Here is a 26,023-nt window from a genome sequence, read left to right as displayed (position 1 = left end):
GTCAAAACCGCGCAAACAGGCCGGACACATGACTGCTTCTGACAAATGCACAAATCTGATCAAAAATGTCTTGCTATGCAGGAGCCATCCACACAGGACATTCATATCGTTTGGATGAATTGCGGCTCCGTCCTGATGTGAGACATCTGGAAACTGCGCGGCGAACGACTGCTTTGTGGCATTTGGCGCTTTAGAATTTATTGGTCCAGACCCTAGGTTACAAAGGGTGTGTTACTCCGCCACGCGAGGCCCCTCGTCCATCGCCGCCAACTCGCCAAGCGTCACCGGCTTGAGCGGTGGGCGGATGCGATAGTATCCGGTTGCGTCATGGCTCTGGCGGTTTTCCTCGGCCAGGATTTGCGTCACGCTTAGCCCGCAATAGCGCCCCTGACAGGGGCCCATGCCGGCTCGGCCAAAAGCCTTGGTCTGGTTCGGGCCGATACAGCCAAGCTTGGCATAACCGCGAATGTCCCCCGCCGTCACCTCTTCACAGCGGCAAATGATCGTCTTGTCGGCAGGGGCAAGCGCCTCTGCCAGTGGCGGATAGGCGGCATCCAGAAACGGGCGCGCCGCAAGCTCTTGCGCCATCTCCCGGCGCAGGGGTGCGCCTTCGCCGTCGCGCGCTTCGGCCTCAATCGCGCCCATCCGCAATGCGATGTCCAGCGCCGCCAGACGCCCGGCAAGGGCGGCAACCTTGGCCCCGCCGATCCCTGCCCCGTCACCGGCAATATGCAGGTCATCGACCGAAGTACCGCCCCAACCGTCAAGCTCTGGCACAAAGCACTGCTGCGCCGCTTCCCAGCGGTGTGGCACGTTGAGCGAGCGCGCAGCCTGCGTATTCGGCACCACCCCGTGATGCAGAAAAACAGTGTCGCAGGCGATGCGATGCCCCCTGCCCCCGGCGGTAAATTCAACCGCCTCGGCACGCCCCTCGCCGGTGATCGCAATGCCATGCGCGCCCGTATGGCGCGCAACACCGGCGCGGCGGATTTCGGTGAGCAGGCCAAGCCCCTTGAGCAGATAGCGCCAACCGCGCAGCGCCCCGCCAAGGTGGCGCAGCGCGCCCGCGAAATCGCCGCGCGTCTGGGTCTCGACCATGGCCAGCGGCGGGGTGCCCGCGCGCACCATCTGCGCCGCGATCAGATAGAGCAGCGGGCCAGAGCCAACCAGCACCGCGCGCCGCGCCAGAACACCGGATTGCTTGAGCAGGATCTGCCCCGCCCCCGCCGTCATCACGCCCGGCAAGGTCCAGCCCGGTACTGGCATCGGCCGCTCCAGCGCGCCGGTGGCCAGCAACACGTGACGCGCGTCGATCAGCGCGCCCTTGCCGTCCTGCGTATAGGCAAGGCGCGGTCCGTCTTCGATCGCCCAGACCACAGCCCCAGCAAGATGGGTGATCCCCGACGCGCCAAGCCCTTGGGTCAGAGCGCGCCCGTCGGTGTAATCCTTGCCCAAGAGGTCACCGCGCAGGGGCGCAACCCTGTCAACATCGCGGTAAATCTGGCCGCCCGCGCGCGGCTGTTCATCCAGAATACAGACCGAGAGACCCTTGCTTGCCGCCAGCTCTGCCGCTGCCATGCCCGCAGGGCCAGCGCCGATAATCGCAAGATCGACCTGTGCCATCATCTTTCCCCCGCTTGCGGCATATGAAGGATCAGTCCGGGCGTGACCTCCATCATGCAGGCCTGACGGCTTATGCCATCGACCTCAACCAGACAGTCAAAACAGGCGCCCATCATGCAAAACGGCCCGCGCGGCGCACCAGACGCAGGCGTATGGCGAAAACTCGTGATACCGGCCCCAAGCAGGGCAGCGGCAAGATTGGCCCCCTCCGGCAGGCGCAGATCCTGCCCGGCGAAGGTCACCGCAACAAGCGCGCGGCCCTCGCCAAGATCATGAAACGGCAAAGCGTTGTTCACTGAACACCTCCAGATCAGGGGCCTTGTCGGTCCCCTCAAGCCACTCGGGCAGGATCGTCGCATGCGCGGCGGCAAGGGTGATGCCACTGTGACAGGTCACAAGGTAAGCCCCAGGCATCGTTTCACTTTGCTGATAGATCGGCAAACCATCGGGCGAGAGCACCCGAAGCGCGCCCCAGCTTCGCACCAGTTGGGCGCGCGCAAGGGCCGGAAAGGCGGCAATCGCCTCGGCGGCAAGGCCCGACAGGCCCGGTTGCGTCACACGGTCGTCAAGGCCGACTTCTTCATTGGTGGCGCCGATCTGAATACCGCCCTCATCGACCTGACGCGCGACAAGCGAGGGGCGGTTGATCATCTTCGGAAGCTTTTCGGTGATCAGAACCTGACCACGTTGCGCCCGGATCGGCGCGATAAACCCAAGCTTGGGGCCAAGCGTCATCGCGCCAAGCCCGGCGGACAGGATCACCTTGGCGGAGTTCACCACAGTGCCATCGGCGCAGGTCACGGTGAACATGTCCGTCTTGGTCACATCGGTGACCATCTTGCCGGTCAAAACCTGCCCGCCAAGTCGGCGCACATCATCGGCAAGCGCCTTGAGCAGGCGCAGCGGATTGGCGTGCCCGTCCTGATGATGCAGGATCGCGCCAACGACCTTGGGCCCGATGGCGGGCTCTTCCTTGCGCAGGGCGTTATGACCCAACACCTCGTAGGGATAATTGCCGCCAAGCTTGGCCTTTAGCCCCTCGTATTCCTCAACCCGCGCGGCAAGGCTCTCTTCCGAAAAGTGCAGGTCATAACCGCCGTTCTGTTCCAAGCCCACATCGCGCCCGGTCGCATCGCCAAGCCTGTCGGCAAAGCCGCGCCAGGCGGCGGCAGAGGTTTGTGACCAGCTTGCGTATCGGGGTTGTTTCATGCCCTTGGATTGCACCCAGACAAGGCCGAAATTGCCCCGGCTGGCACGAAACGATCCGTCATCGCCATCCAGAACGATCACGCGGCGGCCCTTGTTCAAAAGCCCCCAGGCCACCGAGAGGCCGACAACCCCGCCGCCGATGATGGTGTAGTCCGCCTCCATGTCATGTCCTTTGGCTCGGGGATGGGTCCGGGGGGATCATGCCCCCCCGGATTCGGTGTTTCAGATGTCGCAAAATGCGTCGGAAACCAGCGTTACTTGCCGATTTGATCAAGAATGCCCTGACCCCATTCAACGCCAACGTCCTCAAGCACAACCGGCCAGACATCGGCGCGCACCTTGGCTGCCATGGCGGCAAGCTGGTCGTCGGACAGCTCGACCACAGTGGTGCCAAGGTCATCGGCAAGGCGCTGTTCGTTCTTGCCCTGATCGGCCTCGGCCACGGTCCAGCGGGTCGCCTCAAACGCCTCGGCCTCTGCCTTGAGCGCGGCCTGATTGTCTGCGTCAAGCTCGGCCAGGCTCTCGTTCGAGATGATCATGTACCAGACTTCGAAATGGGTGTTGGCCGGGATATAGGTCTTGGTCACATCGCGGAACGAGGCGTAATAGCCTTCTGCACCCGAGCCGATAACGCCATCAACAACACCGGTCTGAATGGCGGTGAAGGCCTCGGAGAACGGGATCGGCGAGGGGATATAACCAAGCGCTTCGCCGGTCAGCTGGAACGATTTGATACCGGGCACGCGCACCTTGATGCCGTTGGGCGAGGGGTCACCGGGATGCACCGCATCGGTATTCAGGGCGATACCGCCGAAATAGACCGGATAGGCGGCCAGCATGGTGATGTCCTGTTTCGCGTAGAGATCGGCCATCACGTCACGCACAACGCCGCCGGGGCCATAGATTTCACGCGCCTGCGCCCAGTTGGCAGCAAGATACGGGAAAGAGCTGATCTGCATCTTGCGATCCGCCGCCGTTGCGGCGGGCTGGGTCGCCATGTCAATCGCGCCAACGCTGATGCGTTCCTGAACCGAGGTGTAATCACCAAGCGCCGAGGCCGGGAACAGGGTGATCTTGACGCCACCGCCAGTGGCCGCATCAACCTTTTCGGCAAATGCGCGCAGCTCGACGTCAATGGTGGCGTCCTGCGGGCGCACGTGGCTCATCTTGAGGTCAGCGGCCGAGGCGATGCTGCCAAGGGCCAGAAGGGCGGCGGTCGCCGTACCAAGCATAAAGTGTTTCATTTCAGTTTCTCCTTGTTGGTTTTTTCAGATTGGTTTTTTGTGGTTACGGAGCATAGCCAAACAGTCGCGGCAGATAGAGCGACAGGTCCGGCCAAAGCGAGGTCAGGAACACGACAGGCACATAACCGGTCACGATCAAGAGCATGGCAGGTGGAATGACCTTGGTCACCTTCACCTTGCCGATCCGCGCCCCGAGATAAAGGATCGAGGCATAGGGCGGCGTGACCCCACCCATCGCCGTATTGACGCCCATGATCGCGGCAAACTGTACCGGGCTTACGCCAATCGCATTCATCAGTGGCAACAGAAGCGGCGCGATAAGGATGATGGCGGTGACGTCATTGACCACCATGCCGACCAGAAACAGCAGGATATTGATCAGGATCAGCAACAGAACCTTGTCGTCGGTCAGCGAAAAGATCGAGCTGACAAGCGCCTGCGGGATCGCCTCCATCACGAAAATCTGGCTCAGGATCATCGAGAACAGGATCATCAGCATGATCGCGCCCACCGCCGTCGCCGCTTCTTGGCCCGCACTCAAAAAGTTGTGCCAGCGCAGACCCTTGTAGATCAAAAACCCAACCGGCACCGCATAGATCACCGACACGGCGGCGGCCTCGGTCGGGGTCATGATCCCGCCATAGATGCCGCCAAGGATGATCACCGGCATCAAAAGCGCCGGGAAGGCGTGAAAGCCGCGTTGGGCAACCTGTGTGCTCAACTCGGAAAAGGTTGGCTTGTCATCCAGGATCAGGTTGAACTTGCGGCTCATCCAGAGGTTCACCACCGAGAAATTGAACATGATCAAAAGACCCGGCCCAAGCGTCGCCAGAAAGCAGGCCAGGATTGAGGTATCGGTCACCCAGCCATAGACGATCATCGTCACCGACGGCGGGATCAACAGACCGAGGATCGACGAGTTGGCGATCAAAGCGGTGGCATATTCACGCGGATAGCCGCGCTTTTCCATCTCGGGGATCAACAGCGGCCCAATCGCGGCAATCCCGGTCAGACCAGAGCCCGAAATCGCGCCGATCACCGCGCAAGACACCGCCGCCACCACGCCAAGCCCGCCCCGGATATGGCCGATAAAGGCACTCACGAAGCGCAGCAAAGAGGCGGCAATTCCGCTTTCGGACATGATCGTGCCGGCCAGAACAAACAGTGGAATGGCAAGCAGGACGGGATTGCTAAGTTGCTGAAACCCCCAGAGCATATTGCCCTTCATGGTCACGTCGCCGATGAAATACATCACCATGAGCGCCCCGCCAAAGCAGTAGGGCAACGGCACGCCAAGCGTCAGGAATAGCACCAGAACGGCGATGGCCAGAAGGGCAACTTCGATCATTGGGCCGATCCTTTGGTTAGCGCGCGGATATGGGTCAAAAGGTGCGATACGGTGTAGAGCATCATCAGCAACAGCCCGATAAACAGCGCGACGTCGGAGTAAAACGTCGGGATATAAAGCGTCGGGCTTTCGCGCCAGACCCGCCAGGCATAGCGCGTGTAATCCCAGGCCCAACTTAGCAACCAAAGGCCGACAACAAGGCTTATGATCTCGCCGACAATCGCCAGAATGGTATGGCCGCGATCTGTTTTCACGAATATTTCCAGAACGTTGGCCCGGATATGCGTGTTTTCCCGAGAGGCGTTAACCGCCCCTAGGATATAAAGCCAGAGCGTCGGATAAAGCATGGTTTCCTCAAGCCCCATCACCGGGATTTGCAGCACGTAACGCGTGATCACCTGCACGAACTGACCAAGCGCCACCACGCAGATCAGCCCTGTCAGCAGATACTTTGAAAACCTGTCCATAATTCCCCCGGCGACTCGACTGGTCGTTAACCAATAGCTTGACGTGCAGGCGCATATAAAATCAAATTGGAAAAAACGTTCAATCCATAGATTAGGCTTATACCTCGCCATGAACCTCTCGTTTCGCCAGCTTCATACCTTCCGCGAGGTGATCCGCTCGGGGTCAATCAGCGGCGCGGCGCGCACGGTGGGTCGCACCCAACCCGCCGTCAGTTCAATGATCGCCGGGCTTGAGGATGAGTTGGGCTTTGCCCTGTTTCTGCGTGAGCATGGCAAGCTTACCCCGACGCCCGAGGCGCGGTTTTTCCTTGAGGAATGCGAGGAAATTCTCGACCGTTTGGATCAGACCAAGCGCACTTTGGGGGGCATCGGCAATCTCTCGGCGGGGCGGTTGCGCATCGCCTGTCACCCGGCGGCCTCGGGGTTTTTCATGCCGATGGTCCTGACCGATTTCCTGCGTGACAAGCCCGGCATCGAGGTGTCGCTTATGATGCGCTCGTCAACCGTGATCGAAGATCTGATCGCCTCGCAGCAATTCGATGTGGGCTTTGCCGAGGCACCGGTGCCGCGCGCCTCGATCAATCAGAAGGATTTCGACATGGAATGCGTCTGCGCCCTGCCTGCGGATGATCCTCTGGCGGCGCGCGCCGCGATCACCGCGCGCGATCTTGATGGTGGGGCCCTTGCCACACTTTTTGCCGAGCACACCACCTATGGCCAGACCTGTCGCGCCTTCGAGGCGGCAGATTGCACCTTTCAGCGCCGGTTCGAGTTGCAAACGTTTCTGCCGGGCCTCCGCTTTGTCGAAGCGGGGTTATGCAGCATGATCTGCGATATGATCACCGCCCATACCCACCTTCAAAGCAATAGCGCAGGCACGATCCGGTTTCGCCGCTTTGCGCCAAAAATCACCAGTAAAGTGTCGATCCTGACGCCCGCCCATAGCCCGCAATCGGTGATCGCGGCGGCGTTTTGCGCGCATCTGGCGGGCCACGTCAGCGCACTTCAGGCCGATATGCAGGCCGGGCTTGGCGCTATTTCTGAAACAGACGGGTCGCGTTGAACAGCTCGTCAAGCCGCTCGTAACGGTCGCGCGTGGCGGGCCAGCGTTCTTCCTGAGCGGCGGCGATCAACGCCTCAAGCAACATCATCGTCGAGACATTCGAATCCCACGCCGAGGGGATTTCGACCCAGCAATTGAAGGTGTGGCGCGCCAGATCGGCAATCGGGCTGACCCATTGATCGGTGATCAGGATAACCCGCACGCCGCGTGCCGTGGCAAGCTCGGCCAGCCGCAAAAGGTTGGTTTCATAGCGCCGGATATCAAACATCAAAAGCGTGTCGCCCTCGGCCATATCCAACAGGTAATGCGGCCATGTCGCCGATGAGGCGGTCATATGGGTGACCCGCTCGCGCACCGCCTGAAAATGGGTAAAGGCATAATCCGCAAGCGCCCGCGTGATGCGCCCGCCCACCACGTATAGCCGCCCCGATGTATCGGCCAGATCGCGCGCCGCCTGATCAAAGCCGTCGCTGTCGATATTGGCGAAGGTCTGTTCGATGTTCTGGGTCACCGCTTGGGCAAAGCGGTTGAGGTGATGCGTCGCTGGTGCCTCGCTGGCCCAATTGGCGCGCCGTTGGGTCGGGCCGGACACCTTGGCCTCAAGCTCTTTCAACAAGGCCTGATGAAATTGCGGATAGCCCTTGAAGCCCAGCTTTTGCACCATCCGCGCCACGGTCGGTGTCGACACGCCCGCATTCGCCGCGACGATGGTGATCGAGGCCAGCCCTGCCGCCGGATAGCTGTCAAGCAGGGCCTGCGCGAATTTGCGCTCGGATTGGGTAAGCGCGCCATAGTGGTCGCGGATCAGTTCGCGCACTGTTGCCGTCGGCTGGATCGGGGTCGTGGTCACATCGCGAATCCTGTGCAAGTCCGGGTATGGGTGCCGCCGTTTTGGGCAGATTGCCCAGCATAGCGCGGTGCGACGGGACAATCACCCCGACACACCTGAAAATATATTGACATAAATATTGCCTCGTGGAAACATCTTTACAAACGCCAATGGGGGCAAGATGCAAGGCAATCCGAACAGGGATGATTCTGACGCCGTTGAGGTGCTCAATCCGCAAGGCCGCGGTGCGGCCCTGATCCTGTGCGAACATGCCTCGAACCATATTCCTGCGCGGTATCAGGGCCTCGGCCTGAGCGACAGCGACCGGCAAAGCCATGCGGCCTGGGATCCGGGCGCGCGCGATGTGGCGCTTGGCCTGATGCAGGCGCTTGATGCGCCGCTGATCGCCTCGACCGTGTCGCGGCTTGTTTACGACTGCAATCGCCCGCCAGAAGCGCCAAGTGCGATGCCGGATCAGTCCGAATACATCACCGTGCCGGGCAATCGCGACCTGAACGAGGCGGATCGCGCCGAGCGCGTGCAAACCGTCTACACCCCGTTTTGCACTGCCGTCAGCGATATGATCGCCGCGCGCAAGGCCGCCGGTCTTGTCCCCCATCTGATCACCATCCACAGCTTTACGCCGGTCTATTTCGGCACCCATCGCGATTGCGAGATCGGCATTCTGCACGACAGCGACAGCCGCCTGGCCGATGCGATGCTGAACGAGGCGCACCAGTTGCCCGCCCGCGTGATCCGGCGCAACGATCCTTATGGTCCCGACGATGGCGTGACCCATTCGCTCAAGCTGCACGGAATTGCCCAAGGCCTGCCGAATGTGATGATCGAGATCCGCAACGATCTTTTGGTCGGCGCAGAGGCGCAAGCCGCGATGATCGGCGAGCTTCTGACGCTCTTGCGTCCGGCAATGGCAACGCTTGATCAGCAGGCCCCCGGAGGGACGCATGCCTAAACCGATCCTCGCCTATATCCGCGCGATTGACGCGATGAATTATTTCATCGGGCGCTTCGCCATGTACCTGATCTTTGCGCTGATCGGGGTTCTGCTCTGGTCGTCGTTTTCCAAGGCGTTTTTCACGCCGTCACACTGGACGCTTGAAACCGCGCAATTCGTGATGGTCGCCTATTACGTGCTTGGCGGGCCCTATTCGATTCAACTTGGCTCGAACGTGCGGATGGATCTGTTCTATGGCGGCTGGTCGGTGCGCCAACGGGCGTGGTTTGACGCCTTTACGGTGCTGTTCCTGCTGTTTTACCTCGGCATCCTCTTATACGGCGCGATAAGCTCGACCGCCTATTCGCTTGGCTATTTCGGCACCGAACCCTTCGCCTTTTTCTGGGATCTTTTCGTGACCTTTGTCACCCAAGGCACAAGCGGCGCCACCGAGAAAATCGGCTTTATGGAGCGAAGCCCGACCGCCTGGCGCCCCTATCTCTGGCCGGTCAAGACCATCCTGTGCATCGGGGTTTTCCTGATGCTGCTGCAATCCCTAGCCGAATTTTTCCGCGACATCGGCCGTATCCGCGAAGAGGCTTCTGATGTCGTATGAAATGATTGCCATTTTGATGTTCAGCTCGATGATGCTGATGCTTTTGACCGGGCAGCGGGTGTTTGGCGCGATCGGCTTTGTCGGGGCCTTTGCCGGGCTGATGCTCTGGGGCACCGGCGGGGCGGATATGCCGTTTTCGGCGGCGATGAAGCTGATGAAATGGTATCCGCTGCTGACCCTGCCGATGTTCATTTTCATGGGCTATGTCCTGTCGGAATCCAAGATTGCCGACGACCTTTACAAGATGTTCCATGTCTGGATGGGCCCTGTGCGCGGCGGTCTGGCGATTGGCACGATCGGGTTGATGGTGCTTATTTCGGCGATGAACGGGCTTAGCGTGGCGGGCATGGCCATCGGGGCCACCATCGCCCTGCCCGAGCTTTTGAAACGCGGCTATGACAAGATCATGGTCACCGGCGTCATTCAGGCCGGATCAAGTCTTGGCATCCTTGTGCCGCCCTCCGTGGTTCTGGTGCTTTACGCGATGATCGCGCGTCAGCCGGTCGGGCAGCTCTGGCTTGCCGGGGTCATTCCGGGGCTGATGATGGCGACGATGTTCATCATCTACATCTATGTGCGCTGCCGGATTCAGCCAGAGCTTGGCCCCGCCCTTCCGCCCGAAGAGCGCAATGTGCCGATGGCCGAAAAGCTGCGCCTGTTGCGCGCGGGGCTTTTGCCGCTGGTGATTTTCGCGGTGATGATGGTGCCCTTTGTCAAAGGCTACACATCGCTTGTCGAAAGTTCGGCCATTGGCGCGATGGCGGCCTTTCTGGCGGCTGTGATCAAGGGGCGGATGAACCGCGAGGTTTTTGAAACCTCGGTGCGCCAGACGCTGGCGATTTCCTGCATGTTCATGTGGATCATTCTGGCCGCGCTCGGCTTTGGCGCGATCTTTGACGGGCTTGGCGCGGTCAAGGCGATTGATCACCTCTTTACCGATCAACTGGGCCTTGGCCCCTGGACGATCCTGATCCTGATGCAGCTCAGCTTTATCCTGATGGGCACCTTTCTGGACGACACTGCGATGCTTGTCATCGTCGCGCCGCTTTATGTGCCGCTGGTCGGCAATATGGGCTTTGATCTGGTGTGGTATGGTGTGCTCTACACGATCACCTGTCAGATCGCCTATATGACGCCGCCGTTCGGCTATAACCTGTTTTTGATGCGCGCGATGGCGCCGCCCGAGATTTCGATCCGCGACATCTATCGCTCGATCATCCCGTTTGTGCTGGTGATGAGTTTTGCCCTCGCGATGGTGATGATCTTCCCCGAGATCGCGCTCTGGCTGCCGAATTACGTTTACGGAAAATAACCCCGAGAACTCCGCCAACGGAGCATGAAAACAACCAAGCAAGGAGAGAACAATGACAACCTCAAGACGCTCATTCCTACGGGCCGCTACACTGGGCGGCGCCGCAACATTGGCCAGCCCGGCCATTGTCCACGCCCAAGCCCCGATCAAATGGCGCTTTCAGACCTATGCCGGTGCGGCATTGGGCGAATTCGTGACCAAGCCGGTCGTGGATTACATCAACAAGGCCGCCAATGGCGAAATGGAGATCGAGCTTTATTACGCCGATCAGATCGTGCCCACCGGCGAGCTTTTCCAGGCACTTCAGCGCGGCACCATCGACGCGGTTCATTCCGACGACGACTCAATGGCCTCGCCGACGCCGCTTCAGGTCTTTGGCGGCTACTTCCCGCTGGCCACCAAGCACGCGCTCGATGTGCCGGTGCTGTTCCAGCAATACGGCCTCGCCGATATCTGGCGCGCGGAATACGAGAAAGTCGGCGTGACATGGCTCTCGGCGGCGGGTCAGGACCCGTGTAACTTCAACACCAAAAAAGAGATCACATCGCTGGCCGATCTTGACGGGCTCAAGCTTTATACCTTCCCCACTGCGGGGCGGTTCCTGTCGCAATTCGGCGTCGTGCCGGTGTCGATCCCCTATGAGGATGCCGAAGTCGCGGTGCAGACCGGCGAGCTTGACGGCATGGCATGGTCGGGCATCACCGAGGATTACACCGTCGGCTGGGCCAATGTGACCGACTATTTCCTGACCAACAACATCTCGGGCGCCTGGATCGGGTCGTTCTACGTGAACCAGAAGATGTGGGCCGACCTGCCAGAGCATCTCAAGGCGATCGTCATGGCCGGCATCGAGGCCAGCCACACCTATCGCAACCAGTGGTACTGGGGCGGTGAGGCGCGCCTGCGCTCGACGGGTGATCAGCTCAAGCTGCGCTCAATCCCGCAGGAAGAATGGAAGACCGTTGAAGACGCGGCCGTGAAATTCTGGGATGAAATCGCCGAAGAAGGCGAAATTCACTCGAAAATTGTCCAGATATTCCGCGATTATAACGAAGTGACAAGCAAGGCAGGCCCGCCTTATACCTTCGGCTAAGACCCTTGCCCCGGCGCAATACCCGCGCCGGGGCACCCCAAGATCATCCGCCCAAATCACACAGGAACATTCCCCATGTCAGGCCCGCTCAGTTTCGAAACCCTGAAATCCCAAGTCGCAACCGGCGAGGTCGATACCGTTCTGGCCTGTCTTGTGGACATGCAGGGCCGCCTGATGGGCAAACGGTTTCACGCGGGCCATTTCATCGCCAGCGCCTGGGAAGAAACCCATTGTTGCAACTATCTGCTGGCTACCGACCTTGAAATGAGCACGCCCGAGGGCTTTGCCTCGACCAGTTGGGAAAAGGGCTATGGCGATTACGTGATGAAGCCGGACCTGAGCACCCTGCGCCCGATGCCATGGCTTGAGGGCACGGTCATGGTGCTCTGCGATGTGCTTGATCACCACACCCACGAGGATGTACCGCATTCGCCGCGTGCCATGCTCAAGAAACAGCTCAAGCGGCTTGAGGCGCTTGGCTTTGACGCGATGATGGCGACCGAGCTGGAATTTTTCCTGTTCGAGCAAAGCTTTGAAGAGCTGCGTAAATCGGGCTATCGCAACCTTGTGCCGATCTCGGGCTATAACGAGGATTACAATATCTTCCAAACCACCAAGGAAGAACACGTGATGCGCCCGGTGCGCAATCATCTGTGGAACGCCGGACTGCCGATCGAGAATTCCAAAGGCGAGGCCGAGGCCGGTCAGGAAGAGCTGAACATCAAATACGCCCCCGCGCTTGACACCGCCGATTACCACACCATCGCCAAGCACGCGATCAAGGAAATCGCCTGGCAGCAGGGCCACGCCGCCAGCTTTCTGCCGAAATGGGATCACGCGCGCGTCGGCTCGTCGAGCCATGTGCATCAATCGCTCTGGAAGGATGGCAAGCCCGCGTTTTATGACCCGAGCGACAGCCTTGGCATGAGCCAGCTGATGAAGCACTACATGGCCGGCCTGCTGAAATACGCGCCCGATTACACCTATTTCCTGGCGCCCTATATCAACAGCTACAAGCGCTTTCAAAAGGGCACCTTTGCGCCGACGCGCACGATCTGGTCCGTGGACAACCGCACGGCTGGGTTCCGTCTGTGTGGCGAAGGCAGCAAGGCAGTGCGCGTCGAATGCCGGGTTGGTGGCTCTGACCTGAACCCCTACCTCGCCATGGCCGTGCAATTGGCGGCGGGCATCAAGGGCATCGAGGACGCGCTTGAGCTTGCGCCCCCCACGGTGGGCGATGCCTATGCGGGCGATACCGGGCTTATCCCGCAAACCCTGCGCGATGCCTATGTGACGCTCAAGGGCTCGGCCATGCTGCGCGCGGCCTTTGGCGACGATGTGATCAACCACTATGCCCGTGCCGCCGAGGTCGAGATCGAGGATTTTGACCGCGTGGTCACCGACTACGAGGTGGCGCGCGGATTCGAGCGGGCGTAACTGCCGCGCCGAAGGATTTGAGTATTTTTGCCAAGAAGAAGCAGGGCGAGCGCGCTTGTCCGTGACCAAGGATGCAATCATGCAGACACTGAAATGTATCTCACCCATCGACGGATCGGTTTTCGCCACCCGCGAGGTATTGAGCGTCGAGGCTGCGCAAGCCGTCGCCAAGAACGCGCGAGCGGCGCAAAGCGCATGGGCCGCGCGTCCCTTGCAGGAGCGGATCGACCTTGTCATGGCAGGCGTCGCCGCCGTGGGCGAGATGAACGATGAGATCGTGCCGGAGTTGGCGCATATGATGGGCCGCCCGGTGCGCTATGGCGGCGAGTTTGGCGGCTTCAATGAGCGCGCCAGCCATATGGCGTTGATTGCCAAGGACGCATTGGCCGATATCGCCGTGGGCGAGGATGAGACCTTTCTGCGCTATATCAAGCGCGTGCCACATGGCGTGGTGTTTGTCATCGCGCCGTGGAATTACCCCTACATGACGGCGATCAATACCGTGGCGCCCGCCTTGATCGCGGGCAATTCGGTGGTGTTGAAACATGCCACCCAGACGCTGTTGGTGGGCGAGCGGATGGCGCGCGCTTTTCACGCCGCGGGTGTGCCCGAGGATGTCTTTCAGAACGTGTTTCTGGATCACGACACCACCAGCGCCCTGATCGCCGGGCGCGCCTTTGATTTCGTGAACTTCACAGGCTCGGTCGGCGGTGGGCGCGCGATGGAGCGGGCCGCGGCAGGCACCTTTACCGGTCTTGGCCTTGAGCTTGGCGGGAAGGATCCCGGCTATGTCATGGAGGACGCCGATCTTGACGCCGCCGTTGATACGCTGATTGACGGGGCGATGTTCAATTCCGGCCAGTGCTGTTGCGGGATCGAACGGATTTATGTCCACGAGAGCCTGTTTGACGCCTTTGTCGCAAAGGCCGTGGCGATTGTGCAGGGCTATCGCCTTGGCAATCCGTTGGACCAAGAGACCACGATCGGCCCGATGGCCAATGTGCGCTTTGCCAATGTGGTGCGCGGCCAGATCACCGAGGCGCTGAAAATGGGGGCGGTGGCGCATATCGCGGCCATGCCGGGCGATGATGGTGCGGCTTACCTGACGCCGCAGATCCTGACCAATGTCAGCCACGAGATGCGGGTCATGCACGACGAGAGCTTTGGCCCGGTTGTAGGCATCATGCCTGTCAAGGGCGACGCGCAAGCGATTGCCCTTATGAACGATAGCGAGTTTGGCCTGACCGCCAGCCTCTGGACCGGCGATGTGGCGCGGGCCCAGGCGGTCGGCGACCAGATCGAGACCGGCACCGTTTTCCTCAATCGCGCCGATTACCTTGATCCCGGCCTGTGCTGGACCGGGTGCAAGAATACCGGGCGCGGTGGCGGCCTCTCGGTCATCGGCTATCACAATCTGACACGTCCCAAATCCTACCATCTCAAGAAGGTGACACAATGAGCCTGACAGGAAACTGGTCCTATCCGACCGCAATCAAATTTGGCGCAGGCCGGATATCCGAACTGCCCGCCGCCTGTGCCCAGGCCGGGATCAAGCGCCCGCTTCTGGTGACCGACAAGGGGCTTGCGGGCCTGCCTGTCACGCAAGCGACGCTTGATATCATCGAGGCCGCAGGCCTTGGCCGGGCGATGTTTTCCGAGGTCGATCCAAACCCCAACGAGATCAACCTTGCCGCCGGCGTCGCCGCCTATAAGGCCGGGGGCCACGACGGGGTGATAGCCTTCGGCGGTGGCTCGGGGCTTGATCTGGGCAAGATGGTCGCCTTCATGGCCGGGCAAACGCGGCCCGTTTGGGATTACGAGGATGTCGATGATTGGTGGACGCGCGCCAATTCGGATGCCATCGCGCCGATCATCGCCGTACCCACCACGGCGGGCACCGGATCAGAGGTTGGCCGAGCCAGTGTCATCACAAATTCTGTGACCCATGTGAAAAAGATCATCTTTCACCCCAAGGTTCTGCCGAGCGTGGTGATCTGCGACCCAGAGCTGACCGTCGGCATGCCGAAATTCATCACCGCAGGCACCGGGCTTGATGCCTTTGCCCATTGCGTCGAGGCCTTCAGCAGCCCGCATTACCACCCGATGAGCGCCGGGATAGCCCTTGAAGGCATGCGCCTTGTCATCGATTACCTGCCGCGCGCCTACGGCGATGGCACCGATCTTGAGGCCCGCGCCCAGATGATGAGCGCCGCAGCCATGGGCGCCACCGCCTTCCAGAAAGGCCTTGGCGCGATCCACGCCATGAGCCACCCCATCGGCGCCTATTTCAACACCCATCACGGCACCACGAACGCGGTCTGCATGCCTGCGGTGCTTGACCTCAACGCCGATGTGATCGCCGAACGGTTCGACCGCGCGGCGGGCTATCTCGGCATTTCCGGCGGCTTTGACGGCTTCCGCACCTTTGTGCAGGAGTTCAACGATAGCCTTGGCATACCGCGCCACCTCGCAGATCTGGGCGTCACCGCCGAGGCGATTCCAGACCTCGTCGCAGGCGCGATCATTGACCCAAGCTGTGGTGGCAACCCGGTTCCCTTGACCGAGACCAACCTGACGGCCCTGTTTCACGCCGCCCTCTGAAACCAGACAGCGCTTCGGCTTCTTCTTGCTCTAAATATCCCAGGGGGGTTGGGGGACAGCGTCCCCCATCTTTCCCTTAACCGGGCCGAGCCGTCAAAACTTGGCGCGGATCGCCAGCACGGTGAGGCGCGGCAGGCGCAGGATCAACCGGGCAAGGATATCGCCATATTCCGCCTCGCCCGCCATCAGGCGCAGATATTGCATCCGAAGCGTCGAAGAGCGCCGAAAGGCGCGCGCAAATCCGGCCTCCATCGCGGGCAGAAAGATCACTGGCCGGATCAGCCGCGCCATGCACAGCGCGCGGTGAATGGGGCGCAGATGGCGGCGATAGAGCGCCAGTGCTGTCTGAGGGCGCCGAGCGCGCAGCGCCTCGATCCCGGCCTGTGCCGCAAGATGACCGCTTTGCATTGCATAGCCGATGCCCTCGCCGGTGATCGGGTCGACCAGCCCCGCCGCATCGCCCGCCAGCAAAACCGCCCCCCGCCCCGGAACCTTGCGAAAATCGCCGAAGGGCAGGAACTGCCCCTTGAAGCTGCTCTTGTCGGCCTCGACCCCCAAAAGCGCGCAATACTCGGCCATGGCGACCTTCATGTCGGGGTTCTTGGCCAGCAACCCGCCCACGCCAATGGTGGTCGAACAGCGTTTGGGAAAGGACCAGCCATAGCCCCATTTCGCCGCCGCAAGATCAATCCGAATTGGCGCGCTTGGGTCGACGTGTTCGCCCACGGCCTCGATCTCAAGGCCAAAGCCGACCTCGGCGCGATCAAAGGCCTCACCGAACAGGGCCTTGGCCACCTGGCTATTGGCGCCATCGGCCCCGATCAGCACGCCAAACCCGATCCGCCGCCCATCCTTTAGGGCCAGGGATTTGGCCTCGGGGTCAATCCCGGCAACGCTCACCCCGGTAAAATCCGCCGCTCCGGCGCCCAGAGCCTGCGCGCAGATCATCGCATCCATATCGCGCCGCATGGTCGCGCAAAGCGGCGGCGCATCACTGATCACGCCCATCGGCGCACCGCGAAAGCGGAAGTCGACGGTGGTCTTGCGATCCTGCGCTTCAAACGGCATCTCATGGCCGAAAATCTCGGCATAATGGCGCCGCGCCCGCCCGGTGATCAGCCCCCCGCAAAGCTTGTCACGCGGAAATGTCTTGCGATCAATCAGCGCCACCCGCAAGCCAGCCTTGGCCGTGGTGAACGCCGCCGCCCCGCCGGCCGGGCCCGCCTTGTGGTCGGCGCCGCCAACAATCAGCTTGCGACGCCCGAAGACGCCGCCACGCTGCACACGCGCGGCATTCTCTATCTGCCCGATTACGTGGCCAATGGCGGCGGGATCATCAATGTTGCCGCCGAGATTTTGCAGATCACCGATAGCGGTCCATGGGTCGCCGTACGCCTTGACGCGATGCAGGCCACCATGGCGAAAATCCTGATCCGCGCAGAGGGCGAAGGCCTCAGCCCCGCGCGTGTTGCCGACCGGATGATCGAAGATCAGCTTTTGCAGGTGGCTGTCTGACGCCACCTGACGCGCACACGCAAAGCCGTGAATTGAGCCGTGGCGCCAGCCCTGTTAGGCTGGACGAAACAGCCCCGGAGGTCCGCCATGAAACATGCGTTCGCTCTTACCCTGATCCTTGGGTTTGCCACCTCGGCGCAGGCCCAAAACACGCTTTCCGAGCGGGTCACCCTTGCCCATGGCAGCTATTCTTCCGGTGGCGGCATCACCATCGCCGCCGAGTTACGCCCCAAGGATGGGCGCACCGCGCTTTGCGGCACATGGGCGCAAAGCACGAGCCAGTCGAGCTATACATCGGGCACCGCGCACAACATCGTGAAACTGGCCAGTGTCTATGTCGAGGGGCAGCGGATTTATCAGGACCTTGGCTTTATGCCGCAAACCGCGCCGCGTCTGGATTACGCCGGGGCTCCGGCGCGCTGTGTGCTGACCGACCTGCCATGGCGTGCAGGGCATATCCCAGAGGTGTTTTTACCGCGCCAGCAGATCAGCCATAGCGCTGGAGGCGGCAGCAGCCCCAAGATTTCCTTTCGCCAGACCGGCACAGGTGCTGTGGGCCATGGCCTTGAGGTGGTGCCGTTCCTGACCCGCAACAGCCGCCTTGTGCGCCTCGCACCGGGGCCGAACATCGCCGAGGGGCGCTACAGCACGGGCGGCGGGGTGCGTGTGGCCGCCGAATTGGTGGCGGTCAATGGCAGCGCGCATATTTGTGGGGCGTGGTCCGATCTGGCCGGGCAGGGTGAGAGAACCAAGGATCTTGGCCGCGAGATCCTGCGCCGCACCACCGCGCGACAGGCGGGCAAGACCGTGCTCAGCGATCTGAGCGGGTTGCGGCGCGTACGGGCCCGCAGCGATTATACCGGCGTCGATGCAACCTGTCTCGACACCGGCCTTCCCTGGGCGGCGCAAGAGGCGGGCAAGGCAGTTACACTGCACCTGCCTGATCAGGTGGTCTATCGCAGCACGACGCCAGCAGGACAGCAGGTGATCCGGTTTCAGCCCAGCCCTCTGCAATAAATGATGCAGAACCGACTCGCGGCATCCTGAAGGGCAAGAGAAGCAACGGAAAAGACAGCGGAGGGCGCCCGAAGACTTTCGAGGCGCCTTCTTATTGCAAATGCTTGAGATGGTGAATGCCCGCTTTGCGGGTGCGGTTTCAACGGGTCGCTGCAACACAGGCTTCAAATTTCTCTGCTGGAGTATGGTATTGCAAGGTCTTTCTGGGCCGCTCGTTGAGTTGGCGCGCGGTTGCGCTGAGTTCGGCCTGACTAAAGCCTGACATCCGCGACCCCGAAACTGCACCTTTCACCGCAAGAGCGTGGGTTTCACCCACCCTACGCCTTTTGAACCCGCGCGCCGGTCCCGCTAGCCCATGCGCCGACCCGGCGGATCGAAGGGCAGAAATTCCACCGCAGACTGTTTCACCGGCGAGGGGTAAAGCGTCATCAGCTCAAGCACCTCTTGCGGCAGGCCCACCGTGATTGACAAGCCGAGATCGGTGGCCTCGGCAGGGGTCAGCGCGTAATCATGGGTCCATTGCCCTGAAGTCAGCGTTTCGGCCAGAGCCTCGGCCTTGTCGCGCGCCAGGCGTGGGGTCATGATCTCGACCGCGCCACGTTTCACCTGAGCGGTGGCCTTGTCGCTGACATCGGCCAGCACAAGGGCGATATCCGAGACGTGTTCTATCGGCTTGGCGTCGCGTGCAGCGATGATCGAGGCGGCGGAAATTCCCATGATCTGCGGGTCAATCGGCCCCAGCATCGAAAACTCGCCCATCACAATTTCATCGGCGGCGAGGGCCATCAGGGTGCCGCCGGACATGGCGTAGATCGGCACGAACACCGTGACCTTTGCGGGGTGCGCCTCGATCGCGCGGGCGATTTGCATCGAGGCGATCACAAGCCCGCCGGGCGTGTGCAGAACGATATCAATCGGCGTGTCGTCCGGCGTGGCCTTGATCGCCGAGATGATGCTTTGCGCATCCTCCAGCCCGATCTGGCTCGACATGCTAAAGCCGAACAGGCTGCGCTTTTCCTGTCGGTGGATCATGGTGATCACCCGCGAGCCCCGCTTGCGTTCGATCGCGCGGATCGCCTGCGCCCGGCGCAGGGCAAACATCCGCCCCATAAGGATCGGTTGCAGCACCATGATCAGGAAAAACACGAAGAAAACGGTCGAGAGGTTGAAATCCATGGCGCGGATACTTCTTTCATTCACACGATGACCGCCCGGCGGGCGCTTTGCGCAACTGTCGCAGGCCTTGGCCATGATGTGAATTGAAAATCCAGGCCCGATAAGGCATTGATCAGTATAACGAGCAGAGAAAAAATGGCCGTGAGGGCCAGAGGCAAACAAGAGGCGCGGTGATGAAACGACTTTCAACCCTTGGCGTGATGCTGTTCCTGGCAGGCTGTGGCGGGGCGAACGGCTTCAAGGGTGACACGCGCAATGTGCCGCGCGCCGCGCCGATGGCCTCTGGCCCGATCGGCGATGCCTGCATGAGTTCAGATCGCAAGGCCCGCTCGCGCGCATTGTGCGGCTGTATTCAGGCTGTGGCAAACCAGACCCTTTCCGGGTCCGAACAACGCCGCGCAGTCCGGTTTTATCGCGACCCGCAAGAGGCGCAGGATGTGCGCCAGTCGGATCGGGCGGGTGACGAACGGTTCTGGCGCTCGTACAAGGCCTATTCAGAGCGCGCGGAGCGGATCTGCCGCTAGGTCATCCAAGGCTAGGCCTTGAGGCGATAGCCCGTCGCAAGCATCCGCCAGGCCACAAGGCAGACCGCCAGCGTGGAACCGACACCAACGGCAAGGCCCAGCACCGGCGAGCTGTCCGAGACGCCAATCACCCCATAGCGCGCGCCGTCGATCAGATAGAAGATCGGGTTGAAATGCGTGATCGCATTGAGCACCGGCGGCAAGGCATCAACCGAGTAAAACGTGCCTGACAGGAACGCGAGTGGCGTGACGATGAAATTGGTGATCGCCGCCATTTGATCGAACTTGTTGGCATAGATGCCCGCAATGATGCCAACTCCGCTCATGAAGGCCGCGCCGAGAAAGACAAAGGCAAGCGCCCAAAGCGGGTGCTGCACCCCGATCCCGAGGAACAGCAACAGGCCAAGACCGATGGCAAAGGCCACCAACAGGCCGCGCCCGGTTCCGCCCGCAAGATAGCCCAGCACCAGTTCGCCACCGCTCAGCGGAGGCATCAGCGTGTCGACGATATTGCCCTGCACCTTGGAAATCACGATCGAGGAAGAGGCATTGGCGAAGGCGTTCTGGATGACCGTCATCATCAGGATGCCCGGCGCGATGAAGGTCGTAAAGCTGACCCCCATCACATCGCCGCGGCGCGGGCCGATGGCGATGCTGAAGATCAGAAGGAACAGGCCGGCCGTGACCAGCGGCGCCAGCAGGGTCTGGGTCCAGACCGCCAGAAAGCGGCGCACTTCGCGCTCGGCCAGTGTTGCCAGCCCAAGCCAGTTGACCCGACCAAAGCGCCGTGTGCCCATTGTCATCTGTGGGGATGGCCGGTCCTGGCCGCTTGCCTGTGTCATCTCGTTATCCTCATTTCTGGTGACGCTTTTGCTGCGCCCGTCCGGGCCGGACCCGCTTTCGGCCCCTGCAGGCCGAAATTGGCGGTCTTTGACGGTCTGTGGGTCGATTCGATGCCTTGTAACTCAGCCGCCAGTGATTAGAATAGGGCCTTGATCGAATTTGCAAGGCGGCGGGCCGATGGCCCGGGCCGCCTTTTGACATGAGGAAGCCCCGATGTCCTGGAACGACGAACGCGTTGAACTGTTGAAAAAGATGTGGGGGGAAGGTCAGTCGGCCAGCCAGATCGCAAAAGAGCTTGGCGGAGTGACCCGCAATGCCGTGATCGGCAAGGTGCATCGTCTTGGCCTGTCGAACCGCAACGGATCGGGGGGCACCGCCACCACGGCGGGTGCCGCATCTGACACCAAGGCGAAAGCCGCGCCAGAGGCCAAGACCAAGGCCAAACCCACCGCCCCGAAACCCGCGCCAAAGCCCGCGCCCAAACCCGAGGCTGCTGTCGAAGCGCCCCCGGCCCCCGCGCCGGTTAGCAGGATCAAGGCGATCATTCCCGCAGGCCAGCCCCTGCCGCCGCAGCCCTCGGCCAATGAGATCGACCCCGCGGCCCTTGCCAAGGTGAGCGAAGTCGAGAAGAAGGCCAAGCGCCTGACCTTGATGGAGCTGACCGAGCGGACCTGTAAATGGCCGGTGGGCGACCCTGCGACGCCGGATTTCTGGTTCTGTGGTCTGCCGGTGCAATCGGGCAAGCCCTATTGCGAAGCCCATGTCGGCGTCGCCTTTCAGCCGATGAGCAGCCGCCGCGACCGCAAGCGGTAACACCGCACCTGACCCGTTTGAAAAAGTGGTGCGCGCTGACGCGCGCGCTGTTTTCGTGATTGGCGCGTGGGGGACCGGCAGTTTTATCGGCTCGTCCCCTCTGCGCAATTGGCGAGTGCGGGATGCGTTCCGCGCGGGGATATTTATGGCCGGAAGAAACGGGCCTGCAAAAATCCGTGACGCTTAGATATTTCTTCACTCTTACCGCCCTATGATCCGGAAAGCTTTCGGATAAGGGGACGGCATGAGCAATTCCACACCATTGGCGCGCATTTCCGCATCACCGCGTGCAGGTGCAACCAGCCATTTGTCACGTCGCCAGAAGGCGGCCATTATCGTGCGGTTCTTGCTGAACGAGGGCGCGGACGTGCCGTTGACCGATTTGCCGGAGCCGCTTCAGGCGCAGCTTACGACGCAAATGGGCTCGATGCGCTATGTTGACCGGTCAACCCTTGCCGATGTCGTTGCCGAGTTCGCGCAGGAGTTGGAGGGGATGGGACTTACCTTTCCGCGTGGCATGGCCGGAGCGCTGACGGCGCTTGATGGGCGGATCAGCCCGCAAACCGCCGCGAGGCTACGTAAAGAGGCCGGTGTGCGCCAATATGGCGACCCCTGGGAGTTGATCCGGCAGGCCGATCTGAAAGACCTGATGCCGATCATCGAGAGTGAAAGTGCCGAGGTGGCTGCGGTCATGTTATCCAAACTGGATGTCGCCCGCGCGGCCGAATTGCTTGGCAAACTGCCGGGCGACAAGGCGCGGCGGATCACCTATGCGGTATCGCAAACCGGGTCAGTCAGCCCGGCAGCGGTGGATCGGATCGGGCTTGCGCTTGCGGCCCAGTTGCATGACGTCCCCGAAACCGCCTTTGCCCAAGGCGCCGTTGAACGGGTTGGCGCAATCCTGAATTCGTCGCCTGCGGCCACACGCGACGACGTTCTGATCGGGCTGGATGAAACCGATCAGGATTTTGCCGCCCTCGTGCGGCGCGCGATCTTTACCTTTGTCCACATTCCCGAGCGGGTGAATGCCGTCGATATCCCGCGTGTGATCCGCGAGGTCGATCAACCGGTTCTTGTCACGGCGCTTGCGGCGGCCTCGGCCGGGGCACTGGCACCGGTTTCCGAGTTCATTCTCGAGAATATGAGCAAGCGGATGGCCGAAGCGATCCGCGAAGAGATGCAAGAGCTTGGCCGCGTAAAAGGGCGCGACGGCGAAGAGGCCATGACGGCGGTGGTGAACGCCGTTCGCACCCTGGAGGCCGGGGGCGAGATAACCCTGATCGTGTCCGACGAAGATAGCGAGGAGGACACAGAATAGCGTTCGATTCCCCTGATCACGTTTCACCCACAGTTGATAGAGATCATGGTGATCCCGCCGAAAGAGGCGTCGAATGAGCGCAGCGCGATGATGCGCTTTTGGCCAATCGCGGTCACTGAGAGGATTCAGAATGAAACTGACTAGAGCAACTGCATTTGCGATCGCAGCGTTAACAGCATTTCCGGCCTTCGCAGAGGGCGACTTAAGTCGCGCCAACGTTGTTGATGTACCGATGGAGATGGGCAGCAATGACGATGGTATGTATTTCAAACCTGACAATTTCGAGTTTGTCACAGGTCAGGCGTATAACCTGATCCTGACCAATGTGGACGAGATCAAACACGAAGTTTCCCTCAATGAGATGACCGAGCGGATCTTCACCCGCAAGGTCGAGGCCGCAAATTCCAACGGTGACCTTATCACCGAGGTCAAAGGCAATATTCGCGAAGTTGAAGTTGGCCCTGGCCAGACGGTCGAATGGTTCTTTGTTCCTGTCCAGCCAACCGGTGGCCCGGTGGAGGTGACCTGCGAGATCGCTGGCCATCTGGAGGCGGGGATGCGTGCAAGTGCAACCATCAACTGACCTAAACCCTGGGGCGCTTTCCGGCGCCCCTTGGATTATCAGGCGGGGCGCAAGACTGCTATAGACAGTTCCGCGCCTGCCCCATACCATCTCAGGCATGAGTGATACGGATGGACGCCGCTGGCATGATATGGGCGGACAGGTCGCAGGGCCTGTGCCGATGGACGGGCATGATTTTGCCCTCTGGGAAAAACGTGTGGATGCACTTATGGTGCTTTGCGGGGCCAAGGGGTTTTTCACCGTAGATGGGCTGCGCCGTGCGCTAGAAGACATGGGCGAAGACGCCTTTGAAAAACACAGCTATTACGAACGCTGGATTGCAGCGGTCAATCAGAACCTCATCGAGGGTGGCGTTTACAGCCTTGAAGAGCTTGGCACCCGGATGGAAGAGATCGCCGCGCGCGGGCCGACCTATGGCGAGGCGCAAAATGGCTGAGCGGGTGCGCGTCAGGGCCATGATGCCGCCGGGCCATGTGCGCGCCCCGTCCTACCTGCGTGGCAAAGAGGGTGTTATCGAGCGCCCACTCGGCGCCTTTCACAACCCCGAGCAATTGGCCTATGGCCTGCCTGCCGAGAAAAAGCCGCTTTACAGGGTGCGCTTTCGCATGGATGAGCTTTGGGGCAAGGCGGCGGAAAATCCCGGCGATACGCTTGATGCGGAACTCTATGATCACTGGCTCGAAAGGCTATGAGCGATGCCCCATGACCACCCCGACCATGCGCATGATCACGGGCTAAGCCCTTCTGGCCACCCCTACCGCGCCGACAACGACGGGCCGCTTACCTATTGGCAACGCATGGAAATCGCAGTGCGAGAGCTTTTGATCGAAAAGGCCAAGATAACCCCGGCCGAAATCACCGCCCAGATCGAGGCAATGGATGCCCGCAGCCCCGCCAACGGTGCCGCCGTCGTGGCGCGCGCCTGGTGCGATCCTGCCTTCAAGGCGCGGTTTTTGGCCGATGCCGGAGCGGCCAGTCGCGAGATGGGGTTCGATATCGGGCCGCTCAACCTGATCGCGGTGGAAAACACCGAGGCGGTGCATAACCTGATCGTTTGCACCCTGTGCTCCTGCTATCCGCGCAACCTGTTGGGGCTTCCGCCCGATTGGTACAAAACCCGGCAATACCGAAGCCGCGCGGTGCGCGAGCCGCGCGCGGTGTTGCGCGAGTTTGGCGTTGATCTGCCCGACAGCACCCGCATTCGCGTGCACGACAGTACTGCGGATATGCGCTATATCGTGCTGCCGGCCCGCCCCGCAGGCACCGACAAGATGACCGAGGCCGAACTGGCCAGTCTAGTCAGCCGCGACGCGATGATCGGCACGGGCCTTGCGCGCACTCCCTGACAGACTTGTGATCGGGCGCGCACGTCTGGCCCGCAAAATCAAGGCACCCCGGCATGAGCAGCACCCTCGAACGCATCACCGATACTGCCAGCGGCATGGTAATGTATGGACCTATTGCGCTGGCAAAACTTTTGCCATACCGCCTGCGCATTCCCTTTTTGGGCTGGCTGACCGCGCGCCTGGTCGCTCCGGTTGCTGGCTATGACACACGTGTGCGCGACAACCTTGCGCATGTCCTGCCCGATTTACCCAAAACCGAGGTGTGCCGCCTGATGCGCGCCGTGCCCGACAACGCCGGGCGCAACATGGCAGAGCTGTTTTCCACAGCAGAGTTCATCGCCCGCACCCGCAAATCAAGGGTCTATGGTCCCGGCCTCAAGGCGATCCGCGCGGCCCGGGCCGACGGACGCCCGATCATCTTTGTCACTGGCCATTTCGGAAGCTTCAACGCCGCCCGCATCGCGATGATCGAACAGGGTTTCAAGATGGGCGTGTTCTATCGTCCGATGGCAAACAAGTGGTTCAACACCCGCTACATTGCCGCCATGGGCGCACTGAGCCAGCCGATGTTTGAACAGGGGCGGCGCGGCATGATGCAGATGGTCAAACACCTGCGCGATGGTGGGGCTTTGGCGATCCTCACCGATCTCAATGCTCATGACGGGGTACCGCTTAATTTCTTCGGCAAACCGGCCCTCTCGTCGCCGGCCACCGCCGAGCTTGCCCTGAAATTCAACGCGCCCCTTGTGCCGACATGGGGCATCCGCAAGGAAAACGGACTTGATTTTCAAATTCTGATCGATGAGCCGGTCGCACACAGCGATCCGATCACCATGACCCAAACGGTCAATGACCGCCTCGAACATCAGGTGCGCGAACGCATGGATCAATGGTTCTGGATTCACCGCCGCTGGAAAGATGGCACCGGCCCTCTGGCGGATCGCGGCGCCAGGCACCTCGCGGACCGGCAAAAAAACTGAACAGTGTTTCTTCTTGCTTTAAGTATCCCAGGGGGTTTGGGGGACAGCGTCCCCCATCTATCCTGCGGTTTGGGGGACAGCGCCCCCCATTTGAAACCTCACAGGCGCCAG

At 61.2% G+C, this 26,023-nt stretch carries 28 protein-coding genes and 1 pseudogene; 18 read left to right on the top strand and 11 right to left on the bottom strand.

What is annotated here, in order from left to right:
• Positions 1-231: 231 nt before the first annotated feature.
• The 6 genes from BUB78_RS16615 to BUB78_RS16590 form a co-directional block, all read right to left on the bottom strand.
• Positions 232-1,623 (bottom strand): FAD/NAD(P)-dependent oxidoreductase, encoded by a 1,392-nt coding sequence (locus BUB78_RS16615; RefSeq protein ID WP_073199995.1) that lies wholly within the window; start codon positions 1,621-1,623, stop codon positions 232-234.
• Complete coding sequence (locus BUB78_RS16610; RefSeq protein ID WP_073199974.1) at positions 1,623-1,919, bottom strand: 2Fe-2S iron-sulfur cluster-binding protein; 297 nt, start codon at positions 1,917-1,919, stop codon at positions 1,623-1,625. The genes BUB78_RS16615 and BUB78_RS16610 overlap by 1 nt, the downstream gene beginning before the upstream one ends.
• Positions 1,894-2,994, bottom strand: coding sequence for an NAD(P)/FAD-dependent oxidoreductase (locus BUB78_RS16605; RefSeq protein WP_073199972.1), 1,101 nt, complete (start codon positions 2,992-2,994; stop codon positions 1,894-1,896). Before BUB78_RS16605 ends, BUB78_RS16610 begins: the two co-directional genes overlap by 26 nt.
• 92 nt (positions 2,995-3,086) lie before the next feature.
• Positions 3,087-4,076, bottom strand: a complete 990-nt coding sequence (dctP, locus tag BUB78_RS16600) for a TRAP transporter substrate-binding protein DctP (protein ID WP_073199970.1) — start codon at positions 4,074-4,076, stop codon at positions 3,087-3,089.
• A gap of 43 nt (positions 4,077-4,119) precedes the next feature.
• Positions 4,120-5,424 carry a TRAP transporter large permease gene (locus BUB78_RS16595; protein WP_073199968.1) on the bottom strand — a complete coding sequence of 435 codons (1,305 nt, stop codon included), beginning with the start codon at positions 5,422-5,424 and terminating at the stop codon, positions 4,120-4,122.
• Positions 5,421-5,891, bottom strand: coding sequence for a TRAP transporter small permease (locus tag BUB78_RS16590; protein ID WP_073199966.1), 471 nt, complete (start codon positions 5,889-5,891; stop codon positions 5,421-5,423). The genes BUB78_RS16595 and BUB78_RS16590 overlap by 4 nt, the downstream gene beginning before the upstream one ends.
• A 109-nt stretch (positions 5,892-6,000) precedes the next feature.
• Between BUB78_RS16590 and BUB78_RS16585 the strand changes: the two genes are divergently transcribed.
• Positions 6,001-6,954 (top strand): LysR family transcriptional regulator, encoded by a 954-nt coding sequence (locus BUB78_RS16585; protein ID WP_073199964.1) that lies wholly within the window; start codon positions 6,001-6,003, stop codon positions 6,952-6,954.
• On the opposite strand, the gene BUB78_RS16580 is transcribed toward BUB78_RS16585, so the two are convergent.
• Positions 6,926-7,789 (bottom strand): SIS domain-containing protein, encoded by an 864-nt coding sequence (locus tag BUB78_RS16580; protein ID WP_073199993.1) that lies wholly within the window; start codon positions 7,787-7,789, stop codon positions 6,926-6,928. The two genes, BUB78_RS16585 and BUB78_RS16580, sit on opposite strands and share 29 nt — an antisense overlap.
• Before the next feature lie 175 nt (positions 7,790-7,964).
• Between BUB78_RS16580 and BUB78_RS16575 the strand changes: the two genes are divergently transcribed.
• The 7 genes from BUB78_RS16575 (at position 7,965) to BUB78_RS16545 (ending at position 15,797) form a co-directional block, all read left to right on the top strand.
• Positions 7,965-8,756 (top strand): N-formylglutamate amidohydrolase, encoded by a 792-nt coding sequence (locus tag BUB78_RS16575; RefSeq protein ID WP_073199962.1) that lies wholly within the window; start codon positions 7,965-7,967, stop codon positions 8,754-8,756.
• Entirely contained in the window at positions 8,749-9,354 is a 606-nt protein-coding gene (locus BUB78_RS16570) for a TRAP transporter small permease subunit (protein WP_073199960.1), read from the top strand. The genes BUB78_RS16575 and BUB78_RS16570 overlap by 8 nt, the downstream gene beginning before the upstream one ends.
• Positions 9,344-10,666, top strand: a complete 1,323-nt coding sequence (locus tag BUB78_RS16565; RefSeq protein WP_073199958.1) for a TRAP transporter large permease — start codon at positions 9,344-9,346, stop codon at positions 10,664-10,666. The genes BUB78_RS16570 and BUB78_RS16565 overlap by 11 nt, the downstream gene beginning before the upstream one ends.
• Positions 10,667-10,718: 52 nt before the next feature.
• Positions 10,719-11,759 carry a TRAP transporter substrate-binding protein gene (locus BUB78_RS16560; protein ID WP_073199956.1) on the top strand — a complete coding sequence of 347 codons (1,041 nt, stop codon included), beginning with the start codon at positions 10,719-10,721 and terminating at the stop codon, positions 11,757-11,759.
• 75 nt (positions 11,760-11,834) lie between these two features.
• Positions 11,835-13,196: a glutamine synthetase family protein gene (locus tag BUB78_RS16555; RefSeq protein ID WP_073199954.1), complete on the top strand. Its 1,362-nt coding sequence runs from the start codon at positions 11,835-11,837 to the stop codon at positions 13,194-13,196.
• Positions 13,197-13,275: 79 nt separating this feature from the next.
• Entirely contained in the window at positions 13,276-14,655 is a 1,380-nt protein-coding gene (locus tag BUB78_RS16550) for an aldehyde dehydrogenase family protein (protein WP_425442205.1), read from the top strand.
• On the top strand, positions 14,652-15,797 hold the full coding sequence (locus tag BUB78_RS16545; protein WP_073199951.1) for an iron-containing alcohol dehydrogenase: 1,146 nt from the start codon (positions 14,652-14,654) through the stop codon (positions 15,795-15,797). The genes BUB78_RS16550 and BUB78_RS16545 overlap by 4 nt, the downstream gene beginning before the upstream one ends.
• A 93-nt stretch (positions 15,798-15,890) precedes the next feature.
• Here the strand turns inward: BUB78_RS16545 and BUB78_RS16540 are convergent, their stop codons facing one another.
• Complete coding sequence (locus BUB78_RS16540) at positions 15,891-17,081, bottom strand: NAD(P)/FAD-dependent oxidoreductase (protein ID WP_245813544.1); 1,191 nt, start codon at positions 17,079-17,081, stop codon at positions 15,891-15,893.
• Here BUB78_RS16540 and BUB78_RS16535 point away from each other — a divergent pair.
• Together BUB78_RS16535 and BUB78_RS16530 are read left to right on the top strand one after the other, a co-directional pair.
• Entirely contained in the window at positions 17,025-17,312 is a 288-nt protein-coding gene (locus BUB78_RS16535; protein ID WP_245813543.1) for a Rossmann-fold NAD(P)-binding domain-containing protein, read from the top strand. The two genes, BUB78_RS16540 and BUB78_RS16535, sit on opposite strands and share 57 nt — an antisense overlap.
• A gap of 87 nt (positions 17,313-17,399) precedes the next feature.
• Positions 17,400-18,329 (top strand): orotidine 5-phosphate decarboxylase, encoded by a 930-nt coding sequence (locus BUB78_RS16530; RefSeq protein WP_073199949.1) that lies wholly within the window; start codon positions 17,400-17,402, stop codon positions 18,327-18,329.
• 139 nt (positions 18,330-18,468) lie between these two features.
• Here BUB78_RS16530 and BUB78_RS21260 read toward each other — a convergent pair.
• Positions 18,469-18,591 (bottom strand): annotated as a pseudogene (locus tag BUB78_RS21260) (IS30 family transposase); the annotation flags it as partial.
• An 86-nt stretch (positions 18,592-18,677) separates the two neighbouring features.
• Positions 18,678-19,529: an SDH family Clp fold serine proteinase gene (locus BUB78_RS16520; RefSeq protein WP_245813542.1), complete on the bottom strand. Its 852-nt coding sequence runs from the start codon at positions 19,527-19,529 to the stop codon at positions 18,678-18,680.
• A 149-nt stretch (positions 19,530-19,678) separates the two neighbouring features.
• On the opposite strand from BUB78_RS16520, the gene BUB78_RS16515 reads away from it, so the two are divergent.
• Positions 19,679-20,029, top strand: coding sequence for a hypothetical protein (locus BUB78_RS16515; RefSeq protein WP_073199947.1), 351 nt, complete (start codon positions 19,679-19,681; stop codon positions 20,027-20,029).
• Positions 20,030-20,040: 11 nt separating this feature from the next.
• Here the strand turns inward: BUB78_RS16515 and BUB78_RS16510 are convergent, their stop codons facing one another.
• On the bottom strand, positions 20,041-20,826 hold the full coding sequence (locus BUB78_RS16510) for an ABC transporter permease (RefSeq protein ID WP_139279379.1): 786 nt from the start codon (positions 20,824-20,826) through the stop codon (positions 20,041-20,043).
• Between the two features lie 259 nt (positions 20,827-21,085).
• On the opposite strand from BUB78_RS16510, the gene BUB78_RS16505 reads away from it, so the two are divergent.
• The 7 genes from BUB78_RS16505 to BUB78_RS16475 all read left to right on the top strand — a co-directional run bounded on the left by BUB78_RS16505 (position 21,086) and on the right by BUB78_RS16475 (position 25,912).
• A complete protein-coding gene (locus BUB78_RS16505; protein WP_073199943.1) occupies positions 21,086-21,685 on the top strand; it encodes a GcrA family cell cycle regulator in 600 nt (199 codons plus the stop codon).
• Between the two features lie 244 nt (positions 21,686-21,929).
• On the top strand, positions 21,930-23,003 hold the full coding sequence (locus BUB78_RS16500) for a flagellar motor switch protein FliG (protein ID WP_073199941.1): 1,074 nt from the start codon (positions 21,930-21,932) through the stop codon (positions 23,001-23,003).
• Positions 23,004-23,133: 130 nt separating this feature from the next.
• Positions 23,134-23,586 (top strand): cupredoxin domain-containing protein, encoded by a 453-nt coding sequence (locus BUB78_RS16495; protein WP_139279378.1) that lies wholly within the window; start codon positions 23,134-23,136, stop codon positions 23,584-23,586.
• 97 nt (positions 23,587-23,683) lie between these two features.
• On the top strand, positions 23,684-24,022 hold the full coding sequence (locus tag BUB78_RS21465) for an SH3-like domain-containing protein (RefSeq protein WP_073199939.1): 339 nt from the start codon (positions 23,684-23,686) through the stop codon (positions 24,020-24,022).
• A complete protein-coding gene (locus BUB78_RS21460; protein ID WP_342742343.1) occupies positions 24,015-24,278 on the top strand; it encodes an SH3-like domain-containing protein in 264 nt (87 codons plus the stop codon). Before BUB78_RS21465 ends, BUB78_RS21460 begins: the two co-directional genes overlap by 8 nt.
• A 3-nt stretch (positions 24,279-24,281) precedes the next feature.
• A complete protein-coding gene (nthA, locus tag BUB78_RS16480) occupies positions 24,282-24,932 on the top strand; it encodes a nitrile hydratase subunit alpha (RefSeq protein ID WP_073199934.1) in 651 nt (216 codons plus the stop codon).
• 53 nt (positions 24,933-24,985) lie between these two features.
• On the top strand, positions 24,986-25,912 hold the full coding sequence (locus BUB78_RS16475) for a lysophospholipid acyltransferase family protein (protein WP_073199931.1): 927 nt from the start codon (positions 24,986-24,988) through the stop codon (positions 25,910-25,912).
• Positions 25,913-26,023: the final 111 nt, after the last annotated feature.

This window comes from Roseovarius marisflavi (assembly GCF_900142625.1).
Classification (GTDB): Bacteria; Pseudomonadota; Alphaproteobacteria; order Rhodobacterales; family Rhodobacteraceae; genus Roseovarius; species Roseovarius marisflavi.
The sequence above is the reverse complement of the archived record's forward strand: the minus strand, read 5'-3'. Positions and strand labels throughout refer to the sequence as shown.

Bases quoted from the DNA above. Each gene is read 5' to 3' on its own strand.
- BUB78_RS16575 (WP_073199962.1), top strand. From the start codon at position 7,965: ATGCAAGGCAATCCGAACAGGGATGATTCTGACGCCGTTGAGGTGCTC.
- BUB78_RS16510 (WP_139279379.1), bottom strand. From the start codon at position 20,826: ATGGGCACACGGCGCTTTGGTCGGGTCAACTGGCTTGGGCTGGCAACA.
- BUB78_RS16505 (WP_073199943.1), top strand. From the start codon at position 21,086: ATGTCCTGGAACGACGAACGCGTTGAACTGTTGAAAAAGATGTGGGGG.
- BUB78_RS16475 (WP_073199931.1), top strand. From the start codon at position 24,986: ATGAGCAGCACCCTCGAACGCATCACCGATACTGCCAGCGGCATGGTA.
- BUB78_RS16570 (WP_073199960.1), top strand. From the start codon at position 8,749: ATGCCTAAACCGATCCTCGCCTATATCCGCGCGATTGACGCGATGAAT.
- BUB78_RS16515 (WP_073199947.1), top strand. From the start codon at position 19,679: ATGAAACGACTTTCAACCCTTGGCGTGATGCTGTTCCTGGCAGGCTGT.
- BUB78_RS16495 (WP_139279378.1), top strand. From the start codon at position 23,134: ATGAAACTGACTAGAGCAACTGCATTTGCGATCGCAGCGTTAACAGCA.
- BUB78_RS21465 (WP_073199939.1), top strand. From the start codon at position 23,684: ATGAGTGATACGGATGGACGCCGCTGGCATGATATGGGCGGACAGGTC.
- nthA (WP_073199934.1), top strand. From the start codon at position 24,282: ATGCCCCATGACCACCCCGACCATGCGCATGATCACGGGCTAAGCCCT.
- BUB78_RS16585 (WP_073199964.1), top strand. From the start codon at position 6,001: ATGAACCTCTCGTTTCGCCAGCTTCATACCTTCCGCGAGGTGATCCGC.
- BUB78_RS16560 (WP_073199956.1), top strand. From the start codon at position 10,719: ATGACAACCTCAAGACGCTCATTCCTACGGGCCGCTACACTGGGCGGC.
- BUB78_RS16595 (WP_073199968.1), bottom strand. From the start codon at position 5,424: ATGATCGAAGTTGCCCTTCTGGCCATCGCCGTTCTGGTGCTATTCCTG.
- BUB78_RS16605 (WP_073199972.1), bottom strand. From the start codon at position 2,994: ATGGAGGCGGACTACACCATCATCGGCGGCGGGGTTGTCGGCCTCTCG.
- BUB78_RS21460 (WP_342742343.1), top strand. From the start codon at position 24,015: ATGGCTGAGCGGGTGCGCGTCAGGGCCATGATGCCGCCGGGCCATGTG.
- BUB78_RS16530 (WP_073199949.1), top strand. From the start codon at position 17,400: ATGAAACATGCGTTCGCTCTTACCCTGATCCTTGGGTTTGCCACCTCG.
- BUB78_RS16615 (WP_073199995.1), bottom strand. From the start codon at position 1,623: ATGGCACAGGTCGATCTTGCGATTATCGGCGCTGGCCCTGCGGGCATG.
- BUB78_RS16555 (WP_073199954.1), top strand. From the start codon at position 11,835: ATGTCAGGCCCGCTCAGTTTCGAAACCCTGAAATCCCAAGTCGCAACC.
- dctP (WP_073199970.1), bottom strand. From the start codon at position 4,076: ATGAAACACTTTATGCTTGGTACGGCGACCGCCGCCCTTCTGGCCCTT.
- BUB78_RS16590 (WP_073199966.1), bottom strand. From the start codon at position 5,891: ATGGACAGGTTTTCAAAGTATCTGCTGACAGGGCTGATCTGCGTGGTG.
- BUB78_RS16550 (WP_425442205.1), top strand. From the start codon at position 13,276: ATGCAGACACTGAAATGTATCTCACCCATCGACGGATCGGTTTTCGCC.
- BUB78_RS16565 (WP_073199958.1), top strand. From the start codon at position 9,344: ATGTCGTATGAAATGATTGCCATTTTGATGTTCAGCTCGATGATGCTG.
- BUB78_RS16500 (WP_073199941.1), top strand. From the start codon at position 21,930: ATGAGCAATTCCACACCATTGGCGCGCATTTCCGCATCACCGCGTGCA.
- BUB78_RS16545 (WP_073199951.1), top strand. From the start codon at position 14,652: ATGAGCCTGACAGGAAACTGGTCCTATCCGACCGCAATCAAATTTGGC.